21 protein-coding genes are annotated in these 18,022 nt (G+C 41.1%); 8 read left to right on the forward strand and 13 right to left on the reverse strand.

Translation table 11 applies throughout. The annotated features are described in order from the left end of the window. Positions 1 to 5: 5 nt before the first annotated feature. The 3 genes from C6Y06_RS01980 to C6Y06_RS01990 form a co-directional block, all read right to left on the reverse strand. A complete protein-coding gene (locus C6Y06_RS01980; protein WP_106030733.1) occupies positions 6 to 1,202 on the reverse strand; it encodes a GTP-binding protein in 1,197 nt (398 codons plus the stop codon). Between the two features lie 82 nt (positions 1,203 to 1,284). Beyond that, the gene (gene rpmG, locus C6Y06_RS01985) at positions 1,285 to 1,434 is read right to left on the reverse strand and encodes a 50S ribosomal protein L33 (RefSeq protein WP_003214771.1); all 150 of its coding nucleotides are present in this window, start codon (positions 1,432 to 1,434) and stop codon (positions 1,285 to 1,287) included. 143 nt (positions 1,435 to 1,577) lie between these two features. Continuing rightward, positions 1,578 to 2,000: a DUF5362 family protein gene (locus C6Y06_RS01990; protein WP_034660265.1), complete on the reverse strand. Its 423-nt coding sequence runs from the start codon at positions 1,998 to 2,000 to the stop codon at positions 1,578 to 1,580. Positions 2,001 to 2,527: 527 nt separating this feature from the next. Here C6Y06_RS01990 and C6Y06_RS02000 point away from each other — a divergent pair. Continuing rightward, positions 2,528 to 2,932 (forward strand): hypothetical protein, encoded by a 405-nt coding sequence (locus tag C6Y06_RS02000; RefSeq protein ID WP_034660263.1) that lies wholly within the window; start codon positions 2,528 to 2,530, stop codon positions 2,930 to 2,932. A 45-nt stretch (positions 2,933 to 2,977) separates the two neighbouring features. Here the strand turns inward: C6Y06_RS02000 and C6Y06_RS02005 are convergent, their stop codons facing one another. After that, complete coding sequence (locus C6Y06_RS02005; RefSeq protein WP_034660262.1) at positions 2,978 to 3,487, reverse strand: thiol:disulfide interchange protein; 510 nt, start codon at positions 3,485 to 3,487, stop codon at positions 2,978 to 2,980. Between the two features lie 97 nt (positions 3,488 to 3,584). On the opposite strand from C6Y06_RS02005, the gene C6Y06_RS02010 reads away from it, so the two are divergent. The 3 genes from C6Y06_RS02010 to C6Y06_RS02020 are packed head-to-tail and all read left to right on the forward strand — an operon-like array spanning position 3,585 to position 6,467. Beyond that, positions 3,585 to 5,384, forward strand: coding sequence for an ABC transporter ATP-binding protein (locus C6Y06_RS02010; RefSeq protein ID WP_106036446.1), 1,800 nt, complete (start codon positions 3,585 to 3,587; stop codon positions 5,382 to 5,384). Between the two features lies 1 nt (position 5,385). Then, the gene (locus tag C6Y06_RS02015; RefSeq protein ID WP_106036447.1) at positions 5,386 to 5,940 is read left to right on the forward strand and encodes a MauE/DoxX family redox-associated membrane protein; all 555 of its coding nucleotides are present in this window, start codon (positions 5,386 to 5,388) and stop codon (positions 5,938 to 5,940) included. Beyond that, entirely contained in the window at positions 5,937 to 6,467 is a 531-nt protein-coding gene (locus C6Y06_RS02020) for a TlpA family protein disulfide reductase (RefSeq protein WP_060597477.1), read from the forward strand. Before C6Y06_RS02015 ends, C6Y06_RS02020 begins: the two co-directional genes overlap by 4 nt. Before the next feature lie 32 nt (positions 6,468 to 6,499). Here the strand turns inward: C6Y06_RS02020 and C6Y06_RS02025 are convergent, their stop codons facing one another. Then, entirely contained in the window at positions 6,500 to 7,009 is a 510-nt protein-coding gene (locus tag C6Y06_RS02025; RefSeq protein WP_189288291.1) for a GNAT family N-acetyltransferase, read from the reverse strand. Between the two features lie 116 nt (positions 7,010 to 7,125). Here C6Y06_RS02025 and spoIIQ point away from each other — a divergent pair, with 116 nt between their 5' ends. Continuing rightward, the gene (spoIIQ, locus tag C6Y06_RS02030; protein WP_003214850.1) at positions 7,126 to 8,022 is read left to right on the forward strand and encodes a stage II sporulation protein SpoIIQ; all 897 of its coding nucleotides are present in this window, start codon (positions 7,126 to 7,128) and stop codon (positions 8,020 to 8,022) included. Between the two features lie 80 nt (positions 8,023 to 8,102). On the opposite strand, the gene C6Y06_RS02035 is transcribed toward spoIIQ, so the two are convergent. The 5 genes from C6Y06_RS02035 to C6Y06_RS02060 all read right to left on the reverse strand — a co-directional run bounded on the left by C6Y06_RS02035 (position 8,103) and on the right by C6Y06_RS02060 (position 12,227). Then, on the reverse strand, positions 8,103 to 8,450 hold the full coding sequence (locus C6Y06_RS02035; RefSeq protein ID WP_034660252.1) for a P-II family nitrogen regulator: 348 nt from the start codon (positions 8,448 to 8,450) through the stop codon (positions 8,103 to 8,105). A gap of 18 nt (positions 8,451 to 8,468) precedes the next feature. Further along, a complete protein-coding gene (locus tag C6Y06_RS02040) occupies positions 8,469 to 9,677 on the reverse strand; it encodes an ammonium transporter (RefSeq protein WP_034660251.1) in 1,209 nt (402 codons plus the stop codon). A 193-nt stretch (positions 9,678 to 9,870) separates the two neighbouring features. Beyond that, a complete protein-coding gene (locus tag C6Y06_RS02050; RefSeq protein WP_034660250.1) occupies positions 9,871 to 10,611 on the reverse strand; it encodes an amino acid ABC transporter ATP-binding protein in 741 nt (246 codons plus the stop codon). Between the two features lie 10 nt (positions 10,612 to 10,621). Then, positions 10,622 to 11,299, reverse strand: a complete 678-nt coding sequence (locus C6Y06_RS02055; RefSeq protein ID WP_078061638.1) for an amino acid ABC transporter permease — start codon at positions 11,297 to 11,299, stop codon at positions 10,622 to 10,624. Between the two features lie 40 nt (positions 11,300 to 11,339). After that, entirely contained in the window at positions 11,340 to 12,227 is an 888-nt protein-coding gene (locus C6Y06_RS02060) for a transporter substrate-binding domain-containing protein (protein WP_034660247.1), read from the reverse strand. A 177-nt stretch (positions 12,228 to 12,404) separates the two neighbouring features. Between C6Y06_RS02060 and C6Y06_RS02065 the strand changes: the two genes are divergently transcribed. Further along, positions 12,405 to 13,793, forward strand: a complete 1,389-nt coding sequence (locus tag C6Y06_RS02065) for an MFS transporter (RefSeq protein WP_034660246.1) — start codon at positions 12,405 to 12,407, stop codon at positions 13,791 to 13,793. 37 nt (positions 13,794 to 13,830) lie between these two features. Here C6Y06_RS02065 and C6Y06_RS02070 read toward each other — a convergent pair whose 3' ends face one another. From C6Y06_RS02070 to C6Y06_RS02080, 3 genes are all read right to left on the reverse strand, one after another. Beyond that, on the reverse strand, positions 13,831 to 14,430 hold the full coding sequence (locus C6Y06_RS02070) for an undecaprenyl-diphosphatase (protein WP_034660243.1): 600 nt from the start codon (positions 14,428 to 14,430) through the stop codon (positions 13,831 to 13,833). Positions 14,431 to 14,534: 104 nt separating this feature from the next. Beyond that, complete coding sequence (locus tag C6Y06_RS02075; RefSeq protein WP_060597471.1) at positions 14,535 to 15,722, reverse strand: MFS transporter; 1,188 nt, start codon at positions 15,720 to 15,722, stop codon at positions 14,535 to 14,537. A 15-nt stretch (positions 15,723 to 15,737) separates the two neighbouring features. Beyond that, on the reverse strand, positions 15,738 to 16,151 hold the full coding sequence (locus tag C6Y06_RS02080; protein WP_060597470.1) for a MarR family winged helix-turn-helix transcriptional regulator: 414 nt from the start codon (positions 16,149 to 16,151) through the stop codon (positions 15,738 to 15,740). Between the two features lie 339 nt (positions 16,152 to 16,490). Here C6Y06_RS02080 and spoIIID point away from each other — a divergent pair, with 339 nt between their 5' ends. Together spoIIID and mbl are read left to right on the forward strand one after the other, a co-directional pair. Next, positions 16,491 to 16,769, forward strand: coding sequence for a sporulation transcriptional regulator SpoIIID (gene spoIIID, locus C6Y06_RS02085; protein WP_008343327.1), 279 nt, complete (start codon positions 16,491 to 16,493; stop codon positions 16,767 to 16,769). 184 nt (positions 16,770 to 16,953) lie between these two features. Beyond that, entirely contained in the window at positions 16,954 to 17,955 is a 1,002-nt protein-coding gene (mbl, locus tag C6Y06_RS02090; protein WP_012011515.1) for a cell shape-determining protein Mbl, read from the forward strand. Positions 17,956 to 18,022 lie beyond the last annotated feature (67 nt).

The following is an 18,022-nucleotide window of genomic DNA, read 5'->3' on the forward strand; positions in this document are numbered from 1 at the left end:
CTTTTTTAATGTTGGATTTTCCATTGAAAGGGGTCTTCAAATGTAGTCCAATCTTGATCAAATTCTTCAGGTGTGAGTAAGCATTGATCTAGTGTGCGAATGATATCTGCTTTAGGCAAATCTACGCCGATAAACACAAGTTTTGTATGCCGATCACCAAATTCTGCGTCCCACTCTTCAAGAAGCTCTGGTTCTTGCTTTAATATCCGTGCCTTATCTTGCTCAGGCAAGGCAGCAATCCAGTATGCAATTGGTTCAATCGCAACAGATTTTCCGGCCTGTGAAATTAAAATGGTTAAATCATGATGTGTGGCAAGCCATGTAAATCCTTTAGCGCGAACTATTTGCTCTGGCATCTGATCTAACCAATTATTTAACCTGCCAGTATGGAAGGGGAGTCTTCTTTCATAAACAAAGGATGAGATTTGGTATTCTTCTGTTTCCGGCGTATGCTGAGAATGCCCGGCGTTGATTTCTTTGATCCAGCCAGCAGAAGCACTGGATTTTTCAAAGTCAAATAAACCAGTATTCAAAATGTCACTTGGCTGTACTTTACCTTTTGAGGTTCTGATGATAGATGCTTCTGGTTGAAGTGTGGTCAGCACGCGCTCAAGTCGATCTAATTCTGAGTTTGATACTAGATCACATTTATTTATAATCAGCACGTCACAAAATTCAATTTGATCAATAAGTAAATCGGAAATTTCTCGTTCGTCATCATCGGAAACGGCTTGTTTACGGTCTAATAAACTTTCTCCTGACTGGAAGTCGGTCCAGAAACGATTCGCATCTACAACAGTGACCATCGTGTCTAACCGGCAAAAGCGTGTCAAATCTATTCCCATTTCTTCATCAATATAAGAGAAAGTTTGCGCGACTGGAATTGGTTCACTAATACCTGTTGACTCAATGACAATATAATCGATATGACCAGTCTTACACAGGCGTTCTACTTCGATTAACAAATCTTCTCTCAATGTGCAGCAAATACAACCATTAGACAATTCAACTAGCTTCTCATCTGATCGAGAGAGCTCACCGCCTTGTTTGACTAGTTCTGCATCAATATTAATTTCGCTCATGTCATTGACAATCACAGCTACTTTTAACCCTTTACGATTTTGTAGGACATGATTTAATATTGTTGTTTTTCCTGCTCCTAAAAAACCGCTTAATACTGTAACAGGTATTCGCTTATTCATTTCTTTCTGTCCTTTTGACAATACTCATTTTGATTTCCGCCTCACTTAAAAAGTAATGATTACGATTTAATGCCTAAAAAATTCATTTTGTTTCTCTATGAAGGGTATATTTCTTTAGCCGAGGAGAATATTTTTTTAACTCCAGTCGGTCCGGGTTCGTTCTTTTATTCTTTGTTGTGATATAGTTTCTGTCACCCGTTTCAGTACAGGCTAAGGTAATTTTTACGCGCATCAGTAATAGGATCCTCCTTTAATTCGTAATGATTACGATTTGTATTTTAAAATGATCAAGGCGGAATGTCAAGCTTAGTAGGATGAATAATGCCAAATGATCAAACAAAAGGGGTATCGAATGTTCATTGATACCCCTCTCCATTAATAAAAGTCACCAAGCTCTTGTTCGTATTCACCTTCGTATTGCTGGACGTCACTAGGAATTTCTTGAAGAAAGGCTAGGCCACCTAATATCAGCATCAAGATAATGGCGATGAATGAGAGAATGACTGTGACAATACTTGATATGGCAAATAGCGTCTGCATTTTCATCATCTTAGCATATTGTTCTAATAACTCTTCATAAGAAGTATCAGGAGCTTGAATTAATTGTTCAGCTGCGTTTACAGATTTTTGTACATGGATTCCCATCATAATGAGGAAGACGCCAAGGGCAGCAGGAAGAACAAGCCAAAAACCAATAAGAATAGCTAGGCCGCCTGAAATATAGAGAAATATACTACCAACTTTTCCCCACTTTGTGATCGAATGAAGAGATTGAATGATTTTCTCAGTTTGTTGCAATGGTGTTCACTCCTTTATGTATTCACTCTTTATCATACTTGAGCAAGTAGTACTTTAGGAAGAGTGAATGTAGAGCAATTAAAAAATATTTCTATCTTCACTTTACTATTTATGGATAAATAAATTATCTTCAAATAAGAAAAAAGTAACATTTACTATAAATTTTAACGACAGTTTATGTCATAAATAAGATTAGTAGTTAAAAATAATTAGTAAATTTATCAAAATATGTTGTTAGTTGTCTTTTAATTGGTTATTATTGTGTTGTATTACCATAAAAATTGGAAGGTGGAATTCATATGTTAGATCGTTTCTTAAACAAAATGACCAATGTTCAACCTGCAGCTTCAAGATGTATTTTACAAAAATTAGTCACTTCATGTAAATCAGCGCCAACTTGTTTCCTTCAAGGTGTTGGAACTTTCCGTTACTACGTGGATCGTGATACAGGTGAGATATGTACTAGCCAAGAACGCGTTAGATGTGGCTGCTAAATTCAAGGATTTTATTTAATAGGATGTGAACGCATGAGCATATCTTCAATTTCATTTTTAACAAATGCTGTGCAGACGTCAAACAGTCGTCAAGCGGGTCAAACATCAAATTCTTTTTTAAACCAAGCTGCGAAAATTGTTCAAGGCGACCATTCTCCAGAAGAGAGAAAGGCATTATTTCAACAACTGACTCTAGTTCAGCAAGGAAAAGATTTAGAGCTTCATGTGTCTAAATTAAAGGAACTAGAGAAAGAGGTTCAAAAAGAATCGTCTTCTTCGTCTGTTACTGTGAATCAGCATGGTGACCAAGTAGACATTTCAAATGAGGCTCGCAGTGAGTTTGAACAAGCTGAGGAACAAGCGACAGCTTCAAGTGGAGCGAGTGAAATCGCAGCAAGGGAAAAGGATCAGGATGTTCAGGCAGATCCACACCAATAAAAAAACGAGGCGTGTGTTTGTTGTCTTCACATGCCTCATTTATGTTTATTTTGCAGAAATCCTTGAATAAAGACCATCCGGAAAAGGGGCTGCATATGAGATTGTTTCATCTTCTTCTACCAAGATGTAATATGGAAACTCTTCAATATGAAAGGCGCCTATCATTTGTTCGTCCACTGAGATAATTTGCATGTTGGTTTGGTTATCACGATATAATTCTTGATCCTCTTCTTGCCCATTCTTTAGCAAAATACTAAAAGAAATGTCTAATTGACGCTGCCTTTTCGTTTCTAGGAATTGTTCCAGTGATGGGATGCAGTGCGGACATGCTGTGTCAGTGAATATAAGCAGCTGTTGCTTGTGATTGGTTTGCAGCAAATCATTCATTTGAATAGGTGATGGTTTTTCAATTAGCGGATGAACAAGTTTTTGTCCGACATGCTGGATCGGTAAGATGATTAATTCCATCTGGTGTTTTAAATAGATGATGATTCCGATCGTCAATAAAAGACTGCAAAGAATAAGAGTGAGCTGTAAAAGTAAGATTGAATTCATCGTTATCGTCCTCTCAGAATGAAGTTACGCAGAGCTATCATAATATAAATATCAAAAATATGTCAATTATACTAAATGGTGTAAGGTGGAGCGTTTGATGAGTACAGTGAACCATTGTTTATATGCAATCTCCTATACTTGGAAAAGAAGTCGATCATATCTGCTGTTAACTCTATTGATCCAAGTGATCGTTGGTTTTATGCCTTTGGCTAGTGTCTGGATTATTCAAACATTGATTAATGAAATTATTTTATTCATGACTTCTTCAGGAGACATTCAAAAGGTCTTAAGGTTATTTGGGTTGCAAATGGTCATTGTGGTTTTAGGATATGGGCTTCAATTCATTCTTCAACTTAGTCAGCAAAAAGCGACAAATTTGATTGGTTTGCATTTGAAGGGTGAATTGCTTCAAAAGGCAATCAGGCTGCCATATATTACATTTGAACATCCGTCTTTTTATAATGAAAGTCAACGTGTGATGAACAGTCATCAGCATGTTCTGAGTATGGTTAGAAGTATTTTTACAATCATGAGCGCATTGATTACTGTTGTATCACTTCTCATTTATATGATCGGTATCCATTGGGGTTTGGCGGTCATTCTGATCTTATTTACCCTGCCTGTCTTGTGGATTGAGCTCTTCTTTGGAGGCGCGCGGTATCAATTAAACCGCATGTTAACTGCTAACGATCGAAGAGAAATGTATGTGTCCGACCTTGTTGTACAGCGAGATTCATTGAAGGAAATCCGTTTATATGGAATAGGACATTATCTTCTTCAAAAATGGAAAGGTCATTATGTAAAAAGTGCAGATGAAAAATATAAATTACTAAAACGGCAGGTTCGCTGGGAGATGGCGGGCGGATTGCTTATGACATTTGCCTATGTGTGCTGCGGTCTTTTTATTGTCTTTCTTATCTTTCAAAAGAAATTAGCAGCAGGTACGTTTGTCGCTGTGCTGCAAGCTGTGCAAAATATTCAAAGTGGTTTTCAGGACTTAACGAGGGAATGTTCTAGTTTATATGAAACGAGTCTCTATATTAATGAAATGAGAACTTTTCAAAAGAGAGAAGAAGAAATTGATGAACAGACAGAGAAAGGGGCATCGCTTCGGAGGATTGAGTGTATTCAGTCCATTACGCTAGAAAACCTCTCTTTTACCTATCCGAATATGAAAACGCCTGCTATTGAGCATATACATTTTCATATCAATAAAGGTGAACGCATTGCATTGGTGGGGGATAACGGATCAGGTAAGACGACCTTGATTAAATGTTTGACCGGTTTATATGATCCAGACAAGCCGAATATGCAAAAGGTCAATGGTGAGTCTATTTCGACCATTTATAAAAAATCATATCATGCGAGAATGGCTGTCCTTTTTCAAGATTTTATGAAGTACGAATTCACTGTGAAAGAAAACATTGGATTTGGCCGTATCGACGAAATAGATGAGGAAGAGCGCATGGTGTCAGCTGCGCGGCAAGCAGGCATAGAGAAAAGAATTCATCAAATGGAAGAAACATACGATGCGCAGCTTGGCCGGTTTTTTGAAGAAGGTCATGAACTGTCTGGCGGACAATGGCAAAAGCTTGCGATGGCGAGAACCTTCTTTAGAGAAAGTGATTTTATCATTTTAGATGAACCGACTTCTGCTCTTGATCCGCTATCGGAGATTTCACTCATTCGAAAGCTATTCGATCATACGCAGGATCAAGGGGTCTTGTTTATCACACACCGTATGGGAGCGGCCCGCTTAGCAGACCGCATTATCGTGATGAAAGATGGTGCTTTCGTTGAAGAAGGGAACCATGAAGAGCTGATGGCGCTAGGTGGAGAGTACAAAAGGCTTTATGAGGCACAATCTCAACTATTTCAACAAAAGGAGATGGCGTAAGGTGAGTGTCTTTTATTTTATAGGTGTCTATTTCTTAGGAATCATCTTTGCAGGTGCATGGCTTGATAAAGTGAGAAAACAAACGGCGCATATGCAACAGATGAATGCTTATCGGCTGCTGCCTTCTGCGCTCACGGCGCCAATGTTTTATTTGTTTTTGACTATTGAATTGGCTTGTACTGGTCTATTGTTCGTATGGAACATGTCTCTTGTACCTGCGATTGGTCTTACAGCACTTTTATGTACCTATACTGGAGCGGTCACTTTCAATTTATTGAGAGGACATCGTAACATTTCATGCGGCTGTGGAGGTTTACTTGAAAATGACCGTCTTCACTGGGGAATTGTGATTCGTAATGTGTCGATGCTGGCTCTTGTGATTGGCTTGTTTTATGTGCATTCCTATGTAGAAACAATTCCATGGCAATTTCACATTATTTGTTTTCTGATTGCAGTGGCTGTCTGTTTCATTATAGCGGTGGGAAAAGACATCATGATGTTCAAAAGAAAGTGGAATCAATTTGAATCATTTATAGAAGGAGACCAAGTGAAATGACAGATATTCTACTGATTATTGTGTTATTCATTGTCATTGCTCAGCTGGCTGTGGTGTTTTTGCTTGCCCGCTTTATCGGAAAATTTATGAATAAAATCAAAACCCTTGATGGGATTGAATTAAAGGAAGCGGATGTTGGTGATGCGGCGCCGTTATTTCGAAGCTATACACATTTAGGGGATAAGGTCATTTTAAAGGAATATTTGCAGAGCGGAAGAGCCGTGATGCTGTTATTTGTGAACTCTACTTGTATGACATGCAAAAGCATTTTGTCTGATATGAAGCAGCACATCTCTAGCGACGATACTCAATTCATTTTGATCAATGGAGATGAACAAGGAGATGATGCATCGCTTCTTCAATTGCTGCCTGATCAAGCTGTGTATGTGCGCTCTTCGCAAATCATGGAGCTGTATGGGGTAACTGTTGTTCCGCAAGCGATTCTGATGGATGAACATGGCATCATCCTGCAAAGAAAATCTCTTCAAAATGCGAAACAGTTTGAACAGCTGTTACATGCTTCATAAAAAAGCGTCTCTTTGTTGGAGAGACGCTCGTTTTATAATTCTTTTCCTAGAATATCTAAATCGTACCTGCTGCCGTCCATTTCTGCGATACGTGGCAGGTGACCCCATGTCTCAAAGCCGTGCTTTTTAAATAATTGAATGCTGGCTTCGTTGTGCCCGAAAATAAAGGCAAGTAACGTTCGAATGCCTAATGAAGGTGCCAACTCAATGGCCTCTTGTAAGAAAAGTGACCCTAAGCCTTTCCCTCGATCGTCTTGGTTTAAGTAAATACTCATTTCAACGGTCCCGTTGTATGCAGGTCTTCCGTAAAACGTTTCAAAGCTGAGCCAGCCGTAGATATGTCCATCCTCATCTGTTTTCACATAGAGAGGTCTTTTCTCTGAATGATTCAAAAACCATTGCCGGCGGTCTTCAACTGAAACTGGTTCTATGTCGGCGGTTACTTCTCTTGAAGCAATGGTTGAATTGTAAATATCAACGATCGCTTTGAGATCATCTTCTGTTGCTATGCGGTTGAAAGTTTTCACAATAAAGTCCCCCATCTTTTTTTCATTCATCATACATATTATTGGTGCGATTGCGCAAAATAAAAAGAAAAATGATTTCGTGTGTATATATTTTTTGAAAAGTGTTCAGAATGTTGCTGAGGTGATGAAAAATGAGAGAGGAAGAAAAGAAACGTACTTCCAAAATCACAAAAGTTCAGCAATTTTTCCGTAAGCGCTGGGTATTCCCTGCTATTTACTTGGTCAGCGCAGCGGTCGTGTTAACAGCCGTTCTTTGGTACCAAGCTGTATCAAAAGATGTGAAAGACCAACTATCTGATGGAAATCAAACAGGGCAAGAACAGCGTGATGATGCCGTTGAAGTTGGAAAGCCAATTGAAAATGTTGCAATGCCGGTCCAGAATTCTGATAATGTTTCTGTCGTGAAAAAGTTCTATGAAGCAGATGCTGATCAAAAAGAAAAAGAAGCAGCACTTGTAAACTATAATAACACCTATACCTTGAGCAAAGGTATTGATCTTGCAGATAAAGATGGCAAAGTGTTTGATGTCACAGCTGCTCTTAGTGGAACAGTGGTTCAAGCGAAAAAAGATCCAGTTCTCGGTCACGTCGTTGAAATTGAACATGAAGATGGATTATCGACTGTTTATCAATCGTTGTCACAAGTGAGTGTCAAAGAAGGCGATGAAGTGAAGCAGAATGATGTCATCGGTGCTTCTGGTAAAAATCTTTATGGTGCTGAAAGCGGCAACCATGTGCATTTTGAAATTCGTATGGAAGGTTTAGCGCTTAATCCACTTAGCTTCATTGACAAGCCTGTTTCGACTATTGAAAAGGCCGCGCAAGAAGTGACGGAAGAAGCAAAAGAACCTGCTCAGCCAAAAGCTGATGAAAAAACGAAGGAACCTGCTGCTGAAGATAAGGCCAAAGAGCCTGCTGGAGAAAAATCTGAAGAAAAGTCTGATGAGAAGGGGAAATCCTCTGATCAAGAAAAGTCTTCTGATTCCTCTAAAGACAGCAGTCAATCTGAAGAAACAAAACAATCTTAAAGCCTTGCAACCTCTGTGTATGAATTATGCAGAGGTTTTTTCTGTCTTAAAAAAATCCTCCGCACTTGGCGGAGGATGGTTTATAGGGCGGCAGGCCCTTCTTCACCTGTCCGAATGTTGATTGTATTTTCTATCTCATATATAAAAATTTTCCCATCCCCTGGTTCGCCTGTACGAAGTACCTTTTGAGCTGTTTCTACGACCAGTTCGACAGGTACTTTGCTTAGGACGATTTCAATCTTTAATCGTTCGTACACATTGCTTTCCTTTTTGACGCCGCGGTATAGCTCTGTATGTCCCTTTTGTAGGCCGCAACCGTGCACATTCGAAAAGGTAATTGAGGTGACACCAATCTTTCCAAGCTCCACCTTTAATGTTTCAAAATTGGCTGGACGTGTGACAATCTCCACTTTATACATTTTGCTCATCGAGACACCCCTTTTTCTTTAATCTTGATAGGCTTTTTCACCGTGCATGGTTAAATCAAGGCCCACTGATTCTTCTTCTTCGGTTGCACGAATCTTGAAGAAGAGATTGACCACTTTGATGATCACGTATGTCACAACGGCTACAAAGGCGTAGGTGGCAACAATAGCGACTACTTGCTTCCAAAGTAAGCTGGCATCTCCGTAAAATAAGCCATTGGCTCCGCCGTCATTGACAGAGGTTGTTGCGAAAAGTCCAGTTGCAATACCTCCCCAAGTCCCGCCAATTCCGTGAAGCCCGAATGCATCCAGTGCATCATCATAGCCAAATTTGGCTTTGAGTGAGAAGACTCCCCAGAAACACACGATCCCGCCGATGATTCCGATGATAATAGAAGTAAATGGGGTGACAAAACCTGCGGCAGGTGTAATCGCGACAAGACCTGCGATGGCTCCAGAAATCGCGCCGAGCATAGTAGGCTTTTTGTTGATCATCCACTCTACTAACAGCCAGCCGATGATTCCTGCAGCAGCAGCTGTATTGGTGTTAATAAAGGCATACATCGCGACACTGTCTAATGTAAGGGCACTTCCAACGTTAAAGCCAAACCATCCAAACCAAATGACAGCTCCGCCAAGAAGGGTGTAGATCAAATTATGAGGAGAAGAGTTTGCTGCTTCTTTACGCTTCCCGAGCACAATCGCCACGACTAGACCCGCAACACCAGATGAAATGTGAACCACGTTTCCTCCAGCAAAGTCAAGTGCACCCATTTCGCCAATCCAACCGCCGCCCCATACCCAGTGTGCGACTGGCGCGTATACAAATGTGACCCAAAGGAGTGTAAACACGACGACCGCTGAGTAGCGAATTCGTTCAGCAAAGGCACCTGAGATGATGGCTGTTGTTAAGACGGCAAAGGTCATTTGGAACATCATGAACAATGAATGTGGAATGGTCTCACTGTAGGAACCAGGTTCAAAGCCAACGCCTTTTAGTCCAATCCAGTCTAAGCCTCCGATCCATGCATTGCCTGGCGCAAAAGCCAAGGAATAGCCAAACATGATCCATACGATGGAGACGATTGCTAGTGAAGTTAAGCTGTGCATGGTTGTACTTAAGACGTTTTTACTTCTCACGAGTCCTCCGTAGAATAAGGCTAAACCCGGTGTCATTAACCACACGAGTAGTGCGCAGAAGAACATAAATACTGTATCAGCCATTTGCATGCTGCATTCCCCCTGAATCATTCAGAATTAATTGATTTCTTAATTCTTCATTATAGAGAGAAAAGTCATATATAACATAACCGTGTGAGTTAATCTTACATGGTTTTTGGTTATATTCAATATAAATGGATGAAAAGTTCGTAAAAAAAGAGAAAAAACGTGCATTGAGCACGAAAAATAAAGGGCGTTTGACCTATAAAATGGAGCTGAGAAACAGCTTGGTTCGTTCCTCTTGAGGAGAATCGAACAATTCTGATGGGGTGCCTTCTTCGACGATGCGGCCTTCGTGCATATAGACGACACGATCGGCGACTTCTTTCGCAAAGCCCATTTCATGTGTGACAATGACCATCGTCATGCCTTCTTTTGCGAGACTTTTCATTGTTTGCAGTACCTCGCCTACAAGCTCTGGATCGAGGGCCGACGTAGGTTCGTCAAATAACATGACATCTGGCTTCATGGCGAGAGCTCTTGCAATGGCCACACGCTGCTTTTGACCACCTGATAATTTAGAAGGATATACGTTGGCCTTATCCGCAAGTCCGACCTTTTCCAACAGGACGTTGGCTTCTGATACAGCTTGAGCCTTTTTTGTTTTTCTCACCATGACAGGCGCTTCGATGATGTTTTCAAGCACAGTTTTATGCGGGAAGAGATTAAAATGCTGAAACACCATGCCTATTTTTTGCCTCATCTCGTTTAATTGATCTCGTTTTGGATGTACTGGATTCCCATCAATGATGATCTGGCCATCATTTTTTATTTCTAAAAAGTTCATACAGCGGAGCAGGGTGCTTTTTCCAGAGCCACTGGCACCAATTAAGACGACTACATCATTTTCATAAACGGTGAGATCGATATCCTTTAAAACATGCAGCTCTCCGAAGTATTTATTGAGTTTTTCAACACGAATGAGTTCCTTTGATTCTGTCATGCTTCTCCTCCTAATGGTCACTGACCGATAGTTTCTTCTCAAAGGTTTGGACAGCGAATGTTAACAGCAGGACAAGAACTAAGTAATAGACGGCTACAACAAGTAAATAGGTCATATTGTCAAAGCTGTTGGAGCCTTGGGTCGTGGCGACGTTAAATAGTTCATTGACGCTAATAAAGGCGGCGAGTGATGAATCTTTTAAGCCGATAATGAACTGGTTGCCAAGAGGGGGGAGTGCGCGCCGCATTGCTTGCGGGAGAATGATGCGTCTCATTGTTAGGAAACGTCCCATGCCAAGAGAGCGTCCTGCCTCTTTTTGCCCCTGATCGATCGATTGGATGGCGCCTCTGAATATTTCTGCTATATATGCTCCATTATGAAAGGCGAGCGCAATGGAAGCAGCCCAGAAGTCGGGGATATTTAATTCGGTCAGTCCAAAATATAGGATGAAAATTTGAACAATCAGTGGTGTTCCGCGTACAAGGAAGATATAGGCGTTGGCGATATAACCGAAGACAGCCACGCGTGATATTTTCAATAAAGCAAAGAAGAGTCCGATGAACATGCCGATGAAGATGCTGATCACAGTGAGCTGTAAGGTGAGCAGCATTCCTTCTAAAAAAATACCTCTAGAATCAATCAGCGTCTGAAAAAAATGTGATAGAGTAGGCAAAACAATCATCTCCATTTGAAGAAAGTGCGCCTAAGAAAGGCGCACAATCGTGGTTTTAATTTTGTTTGACCGTGATGTCTTCGTCAAAGTATTTCTCGCTAATTTGTCTTAATGTTCCGTCTTTTTTTAGTGCGTCAATCGCATCGTTGATCTCTTCTATGAGCTGTTTATTTTCTTTTGATACAGCGATTGCCTGCTCACTTAGTCCGAGTCTTTCCTGCGCTTCGATTTTTAATTTTTTCTTCATGGCTTCCGCACCTGTGGCGAAATCCGTCACGACTGCATCGTGTTTTCCGTTGGCCAGTGCTTCTAAAGCGACTACATCACTGTCGTAATATTTTGGTTCCTGCCCGCTATGTTCCTTTGCAATATCAGCGTAGGACGAGCCTTTTGATACAGCGATTTCTTTGTCTTTTAAGTCATCAGCATGTTGAATGTCTGCTCCAGGTCTTGTGAAAATTTGCGGACCAGAGTAGTAATAGGGCTTAGATAAAAGGACGTGTTTTTTTCGTTCCTCATTGATGGTATGACTTGCAACTGCCGCATCAAATTTTCCTGCTTTCACACCTTCGACGATGCCTGCGAATTTATATTTTTTCTGTATAGGCTCGAGGCCTAGTTTGTCACTAATCGCATTGCCTACATCGATATCAAAGCCTGACATCTGATTTCCATCCATATAACTGAACGGGTGAAATTCACCTGATGCTGCAAATATAAATTTTCCATCCTCCAAAATTGGCGACCCTTTCGCTGTAGAATTACGTTTATCTCCGTTCCCATTTGTTTCATTTGAACCACACGAAGACAGAAGTAATACTGCAACCGAGAAAAGGGCTGGGACCCAAAACCGTCTTTTTTTAATAATAAGCTTCTCCTCCTTTTCAGCCGTTCTCCATATAAGGAGAAAGTAGGCTTTTAAATATGTGTAGCATCTTACCATTTGTTCCTCATATTCTCAATTTTATATGTGTTTTTCCAACACTCGCCCTTTTTAAAATGTATGTCTTGCTTTTCTGAGAGAGAACTTGAATTGATTAGGGTAAAAAAGGGAAATCAATCTCATAATAACGGAAGGATTGGCAAAAAACATGCCAGATCACAAAAAGGGGGTCGGTGTATGAACAAATGGAGAGACAGCCGAAAGGTTTTTTTAACTGCTATTGCCTTTGGAACGATGTTAAATCCGCTGAATTCCTCGATGATTTCTTTGGCCTTGCATCAAATTCAGCATGAATTCGGTTTGTCATTTACGACTGTATCTTGGCTTATTTCGTCTTTTTATTTAGCCAGTGCGGTGACTCAGCCGGTGAGCGGCCGGATTGGGGATCATGTGATGAGCCGGAGAACATTATTTTTATTCGGGCTAGGTCTTGTGGCGGTCTCAGCCATCTGTGCGCCGTTTGCCCCAACGTTTGCAGTGCTGATTGTGATCCGGCTGCTGCAGGCGATTGGGAGCAGTGCCATTTATCCTTCTGGTGTCGGACTCATTCGGGATCATATTCAGGAAAAGCAGGCTTCGGCGTTAGCGGTATTGTCCATTTTTGCTTCGGCGATGACGGCACTTGGACCGACTCTTGGCGGCTTTTTGATGACAATCGGCGGCTGGCCGGCTATCTTTTTAGTGAACCTGCCTTTTATTTTGATCAGCTTCTTTCTTGGACTAACTTTGTTTCCAAAGGAGCAGAAAAAGAGAAAGCTTCGTATAGGTGAAACGGTACGGAAGCTCGATTTGCCAGGGATGCTTCTTTTTACAGTTTGTATTGTCCTTCTGCTTTCGTTTTTATTATCACTAGGTGATGGGATTCAATATGTACAGGGGATTCTTTGTCTCGTGAGTGCAGGCGCTTTTATCTGGTGGGAGTATCAGGTGGATGAACCGTTTATTCAAATTCGAATGTTCAGACAGGAGCAGCGGCTGTCACTTGTGTATGTGCAATTTATCATTTTAAATATATTTTTCTATTGTCTTTTCTTTGGTTTGCCGAGCTATTTCCAGGATGAATTAGGCTGGCGTGTGGAAATGACGGGTCTTTTTATGCTGTGCATGTCTGGGGTGAGCATCATTGTGTCGCCGCTGACAGGAAAGTGGGTGGACCGCGGGGATGAACGCCATCCGGTATTAGCCAGTGCGGTATTGATGCTGGCTGGAGCATCTGCGATGACCTTCTTTTTTATTCCGGCACCATTATGGGGAAAAGGGGTGGTTCTAGCGCTGCTTGGACTGAGTTACGGGATTGGGAATGTTGCGCTGCAAGCGGCGATGCTCAAGGCAAGTCCTCAGCATATGATTGGCACGTCCTCCGGGCTTTTTCAAACATGCCGTTACCTTGGTTCCATTCTGTCGTCTGCTGTCCTCGGTATGCTGTTTGGGGATGAAATTGCTGGTCCTCATTTTGAGCAGTTAGGCTGGACGTTGATCATGATTTCCCTTACCGGCATCGGTGTCAGTCTTTATTTTTCGAACAAGGTCAGAGGAGGACAGCCAATAAAAAAAGCGGCGCGATAAGTGGAAGAAGATTCTTCATCACGTTATCGCAAGCCGCTTAAGAGTTAGACAGGTCAGAGCCCTGATCCTTTTGCTTCCTTCTGAATATTTTCCCTACAATTGTCTCATAGAAAGTGACAATGCGGTCAATTGGAGAGTCAAAGAACTTCCATAATTTATTCATGATAAAGACAACCACGATCGATACGACTAAGCTGCCTAAGACATCTAATGGATAATGGTGACCGACCCAAATGCGGGAGAATCCTGTGAGTAATCCAAAGACGAGCAAGATGTTGCCAAGCTTTTTATTACGAGATCTAATGGCAAGTGAAAGAGCCAGTGCACCTGTTGTATGGTCACTTGGGAAGGAAGCGTCTGCTGAGTGCGGAATGAGTGTGTCGACTTTATGCGCCACAAACGGCCGCTCTTCATAATGAAACAGTGTAATCGCAAAATTGACGATGAGTGCCGCGATGCCCGTTACACCGGAAAAGAAGACATGCTTCTTAAATTTGTGATTACCTAAAAACCAGCAAATCAATAAGACAAGGGCATACACAAGAATGGCCTTTTTCGTAATGAAAATCATGGCTTGATCTAAAAACTCAGAATGATGAGCCATCCCGTGTATGACTTTAAACAATTCGTAATTCAAAACATCACCTATACCTTCGCTTAATGCCAACTATTTTTCAAATAATCGTCTATTTGAAATATCCTATATTTTAGCATGTTTCCGATGAAGTTTAAAATAGTATCCTATTCTGATAGGGAGACCTTCTGTGCTTTTGCTTCTTGGGGCTTTCGTTCGCTCCAATAAAAAACAATCATACTGAGCAAGACAACAATACCTGCAATGAGATATACATTTGAAAAGTCGGTGAAGCTGACAAGAAGACCAAATACAAATGAGCCAGCAGCAATCCCCGTATCATATAAAGTGAAGAAAGTAGCCGTCGCATAGCCTGTACGGTGAGCTGGTGAGTGCTGAATGGCAAGTGTTTGTAAACATGGTACTAGCGATCCATAGCCAAGTCCAATGACACCACCTGATAAAAGAAGCATTGTAGCTGAATGTGTAGCTGTCAGCATCCATAAACCAATCGCAAAAAGAGCGATCGAAGGATAGATCACAATGTGAGGTCCTACTCGGTCAAAAAGTCTGCCTGTAAAAGGACGTGATCCAAGCATGGCTGCCGCAAACACAATAAAGAAATAACTGCTTGCCCCCATCAAGTGAAGGGAATTGGCATAGACTGAAATAAATGAAATGATCGGCGAATAACAGAAGGAAATAATGATGCCGACTGCCGCTGTTTTTAATGCACCTTTTTCAAACAGGTGGGAAAAAGTAAATCGAAAGACGACACTACCCCCATCTTCAAGCTCTGGCTGTCTGATCAGCATCGTAAAAGCGGCACCGATGGTAACGATAATGGAAAAGAGAAGGAATAAGGAATGGAATCCTACTTTTCCTACTTGATTCAATGCAATAAATGGACCGATAACCACAGCAAGGTTCATGGACATGACAAAGTAGCCGAGTCCTTCCCCGCGTTTATGTTTCGGGATCATATCTGCCGCAATGGCACTGGCTACTGTCGTCAAAATGCTAAAAAAGATGCCCTGCACGAAACGCAGCATGAGAAGCGTATGGAATTGATCAATCGGAATGTATAAATAAGTGAGTAAGGCAAATGCCGTTGACGAGAAAATCGCCATCCGTTTTTTGCCGAATTTCTCAATAATGGCTCCAGAAAACGGTCTTGTCACAATAGCAGACAATAAGAAAACCGTCACAAGAAGGCCACCCTGTGATTCTGTTCCATTTAGTTCATCCATTGTGTAAATAGGCAGCAAGGTCAAAAGGGCATAAAAAGAGGTGAACGTAAATAAATTCACCAGGACAATCATGATAAAGTCTCTTGTCCAAATGCGTTCGTTCATGATGTATGTCACTTCCTATTCAGTTGATAATTTGTGTAAAAGTGTATGGAGGAGTTGTTTTTCTTCGTGGGTGAAATCTGAAAGACATTCTTCTTCAAATTGTTCCATCGTACGTTTGATTTCTTCAAATCGGGCCTTAGCATCATCTGTCATCACGATCAGATTTTCACGTTTGTCTTTTCCTTGTACACGTTTCACCCAGCCATTAGCTTCTAGACGGGTTACGGTTCGGGTAATGGTTGGGGCTTCGACGTTCAAATATGTCCAAATGTCTTTTTGGGTTTTCGGGCCGAATGTATCCAAACAAAAAAGTACAGTCCATTGGGACATGTACAAGTCATAAGCAACAAGCGCTTCGTTCGCCTTTTTAGACAGCAACCTGGCGCTTTGGTGTATTTGATGTAAACACTCTCTATTTAACGTATCCATATGCTCACCTTTTTTTAAATATTTAGCTAGGTAAATAAAATCACCTTTCCTATTTTACGTGCTCGACCCATTCTTGTAAAGTGAAAATTTTCGCCACTCGAAATGATTGCATTTTCTGATAAATCCCTTGTCCCATCTTCATTTTTAGCATATTCCCTATGCAATGCTAATACACTGTTACAAACCTGACAAAGAGAGTGTTTGAGGTGAGGGATCGTGTTTGGCATTTACTACCTAATGGATGAGAAATTAAGACGAACAAGCGCCCCTGAAAATGGATAATATTGATACGGATCTCATTTCACACTTCTCACATCCATTTTAGGGAGGTCGAGTGGTGTGCACGATTACATCAAAGAGCGAACAATCAAGATAGGAAAGTATATCGTGGAGACAAAGAAAACCGTTCGTGTAATTGCGAAAGAATTTGGAGTCTCTAAAAGTACTGTACACAAGGATCTAACAGAAAGACTGCCAGAAATTAATCCAGATCTGGCTAATGAAGTGAAGGAGATACTGGATTATCATAAATCAATCCGCCACTTGCGAGGAGGAGAAGCCACTAAATTAAAGTATAAAAAAGAAGAAATTTTAGAAGGCGAGCCTGTGAAACAGTAAGCTTAGTTCTTTGTTCATAAACATGACATATATATCTTCCTCATATCGGTAGTTTCTAACCACAAATTTTGTAAAGACTTTTGTAAAGAAATATCTTTTTTTCTGCAAATTATGATAGAATATATAATTAGGGCAGAATGTGGTATTTGCTATGGAAACAGATTTTCAAGGAGGATATATATAGATGTTTGCTAGGGATATTGGAATTGATCTTGGTACTGCCAATGTACTGATTCATGTCAAAGGAAAAGGAATTGTGTTAAATGAACCATCTGTTGTAGCTCTTGACAAAAACAGCGGGAAAGTTTTGGCTGTTGGAGAAGAGGCTAGACGTATGGTTGGACGTACGCCTGGGAATATTGTTGCGATTCGTCCATTAAAAGATGGCGTAATCGCTGATTTTGAAGTAACTGAAGCGATGCTCAAGCATTTTATTAATTCATTAAATGTGAAAGGGCTGTTCTCTAAGCCGCGTATGCTCATCTGCTGCCCGACAAACATTACATCTGTTGAGCAGAAGGCGATCAAAGAAGCTGCTGAAAAAAGCGGCGGTAAGCATGTATTTCTTGAAGAAGAGCCAAAAGTAGCAGCTATTGGTGCTGGTATGGATATTTTTCAGCCAAGTGGAAACATGGTCGTAGATATTGGAGGCGGAACGACAGATATCGCTGTCATCTCAATGGGTGACATTGTAACCGCCTCTTCTATTAAAATGGCTGGAGACAAATTTGATCTGGAAATTCTCAACTACATTAAAAAAGAGTACAAGCTGTTGATCGGTGAACGCACGGCTGAGGATATTAAGATCCAAGTTGCAACGGTATTCCCAGACGCACGTCACGAAGAGATTTCAATTCGTGGACGAGACATGGTGACAGGATTACCAAGAACGATTACCGTCACAAGCAAAGAAGTAGAAGAAGCATTGCGTGAATCTGTATCTGCGATTGTTCAGGCTGCGAAGCAAGTTCTTGAGAGAACACCGCCTGAATTATCAGCTGATATTATTGATCGCGGCGTCATCATTACAGGTGGCGGAGCTCTTCTAAACGGGCTTGATCAATTGCTTGCAGAAGAGCTGAAAGTACCAGTTTTCGTTGCCGAGAATCCGATGGATTGTGTAGCTGTTGGTACTGGCGTCATGCTTGATAATATGGACAAGCTGCCAAAGCGTAAACTCAGCTAATGATGTCCCTCATTCTTTTTCGAAAGAATGGGGGATTTTTATTAAAGAACCCTGCAAATATGCCGAT

This window comes from Bacillus sp. MZGC1 (assembly GCF_002998605.1).
In the GTDB taxonomy this organism is placed as follows: domain Bacteria; phylum Bacillota; class Bacilli; order Bacillales; family Bacillaceae; genus Bacillus.

Excerpts from the sequence above, each read along its gene's own strand:
- rpmG (WP_003214771.1), bottom strand. The coding sequence starts at position 1,434 with ATGCGCGTAAAAATTACCTTAGCCTGTACTGAAACGGGTGACAGAAAC.
- C6Y06_RS02050 (WP_034660250.1), bottom strand. The coding sequence starts at position 10,611 with ATGACAGAATCAAAGGAACTCATTCGTGTTGAAAAACTCAATAAATAC.
- C6Y06_RS02080 (WP_060597470.1), bottom strand. The coding sequence starts at position 16,151 with ATGGATACGTTAAATAGAGAGTGTTTACATCAAATACACCAAAGCGCC.
- C6Y06_RS02005 (WP_034660262.1), bottom strand. The coding sequence starts at position 3,487 with ATGAATTCAATCTTACTTTTACAGCTCACTCTTATTCTTTGCAGTCTT.
- C6Y06_RS02055 (WP_078061638.1), bottom strand. The coding sequence starts at position 11,299 with ATGGAGATGATTGTTTTGCCTACTCTATCACATTTTTTTCAGACGCTG.
- C6Y06_RS01980 (WP_106030733.1), bottom strand. The coding sequence starts at position 1,202 with ATGAATAAGCGAATACCTGTTACAGTATTAAGCGGTTTTTTAGGAGCA.
- C6Y06_RS02000 (WP_034660263.1), top strand. The coding sequence starts at position 2,528 with ATGAGCATATCTTCAATTTCATTTTTAACAAATGCTGTGCAGACGTCA.
- C6Y06_RS02065 (WP_034660246.1), top strand. The coding sequence starts at position 12,405 with ATGAACAAATGGAGAGACAGCCGAAAGGTTTTTTTAACTGCTATTGCC.
- C6Y06_RS02035 (WP_034660252.1), bottom strand. The coding sequence starts at position 8,450 with ATGAGCAAAATGTATAAAGTGGAGATTGTCACACGTCCAGCCAATTTT.
- C6Y06_RS02060 (WP_034660247.1), bottom strand. The coding sequence starts at position 12,227 with ATGGTAAGATGCTACACATATTTAAAAGCCTACTTTCTCCTTATATGG.
- C6Y06_RS02010 (WP_106036446.1), top strand. The coding sequence starts at position 3,585 with ATGAGTACAGTGAACCATTGTTTATATGCAATCTCCTATACTTGGAAA.
- mbl (WP_012011515.1), top strand. The coding sequence starts at position 16,954 with ATGTTTGCTAGGGATATTGGAATTGATCTTGGTACTGCCAATGTACTG.
- C6Y06_RS02025 (WP_189288291.1), bottom strand. The coding sequence starts at position 7,009 with ATGGGGGACTTTATTGTGAAAACTTTCAACCGCATAGCAACAGAAGAT.
- C6Y06_RS02075 (WP_060597471.1), bottom strand. The coding sequence starts at position 15,722 with ATGAACGAACGCATTTGGACAAGAGACTTTATCATGATTGTCCTGGTG.
- C6Y06_RS02040 (WP_034660251.1), bottom strand. The coding sequence starts at position 9,677 with ATGCAAATGGCTGATACAGTATTTATGTTCTTCTGCGCACTACTCGTG.
- spoIIQ (WP_003214850.1), top strand. The coding sequence starts at position 7,126 with ATGAGAGAGGAAGAAAAGAAACGTACTTCCAAAATCACAAAAGTTCAG.
- C6Y06_RS02020 (WP_060597477.1), top strand. The coding sequence starts at position 5,937 with ATGACAGATATTCTACTGATTATTGTGTTATTCATTGTCATTGCTCAG.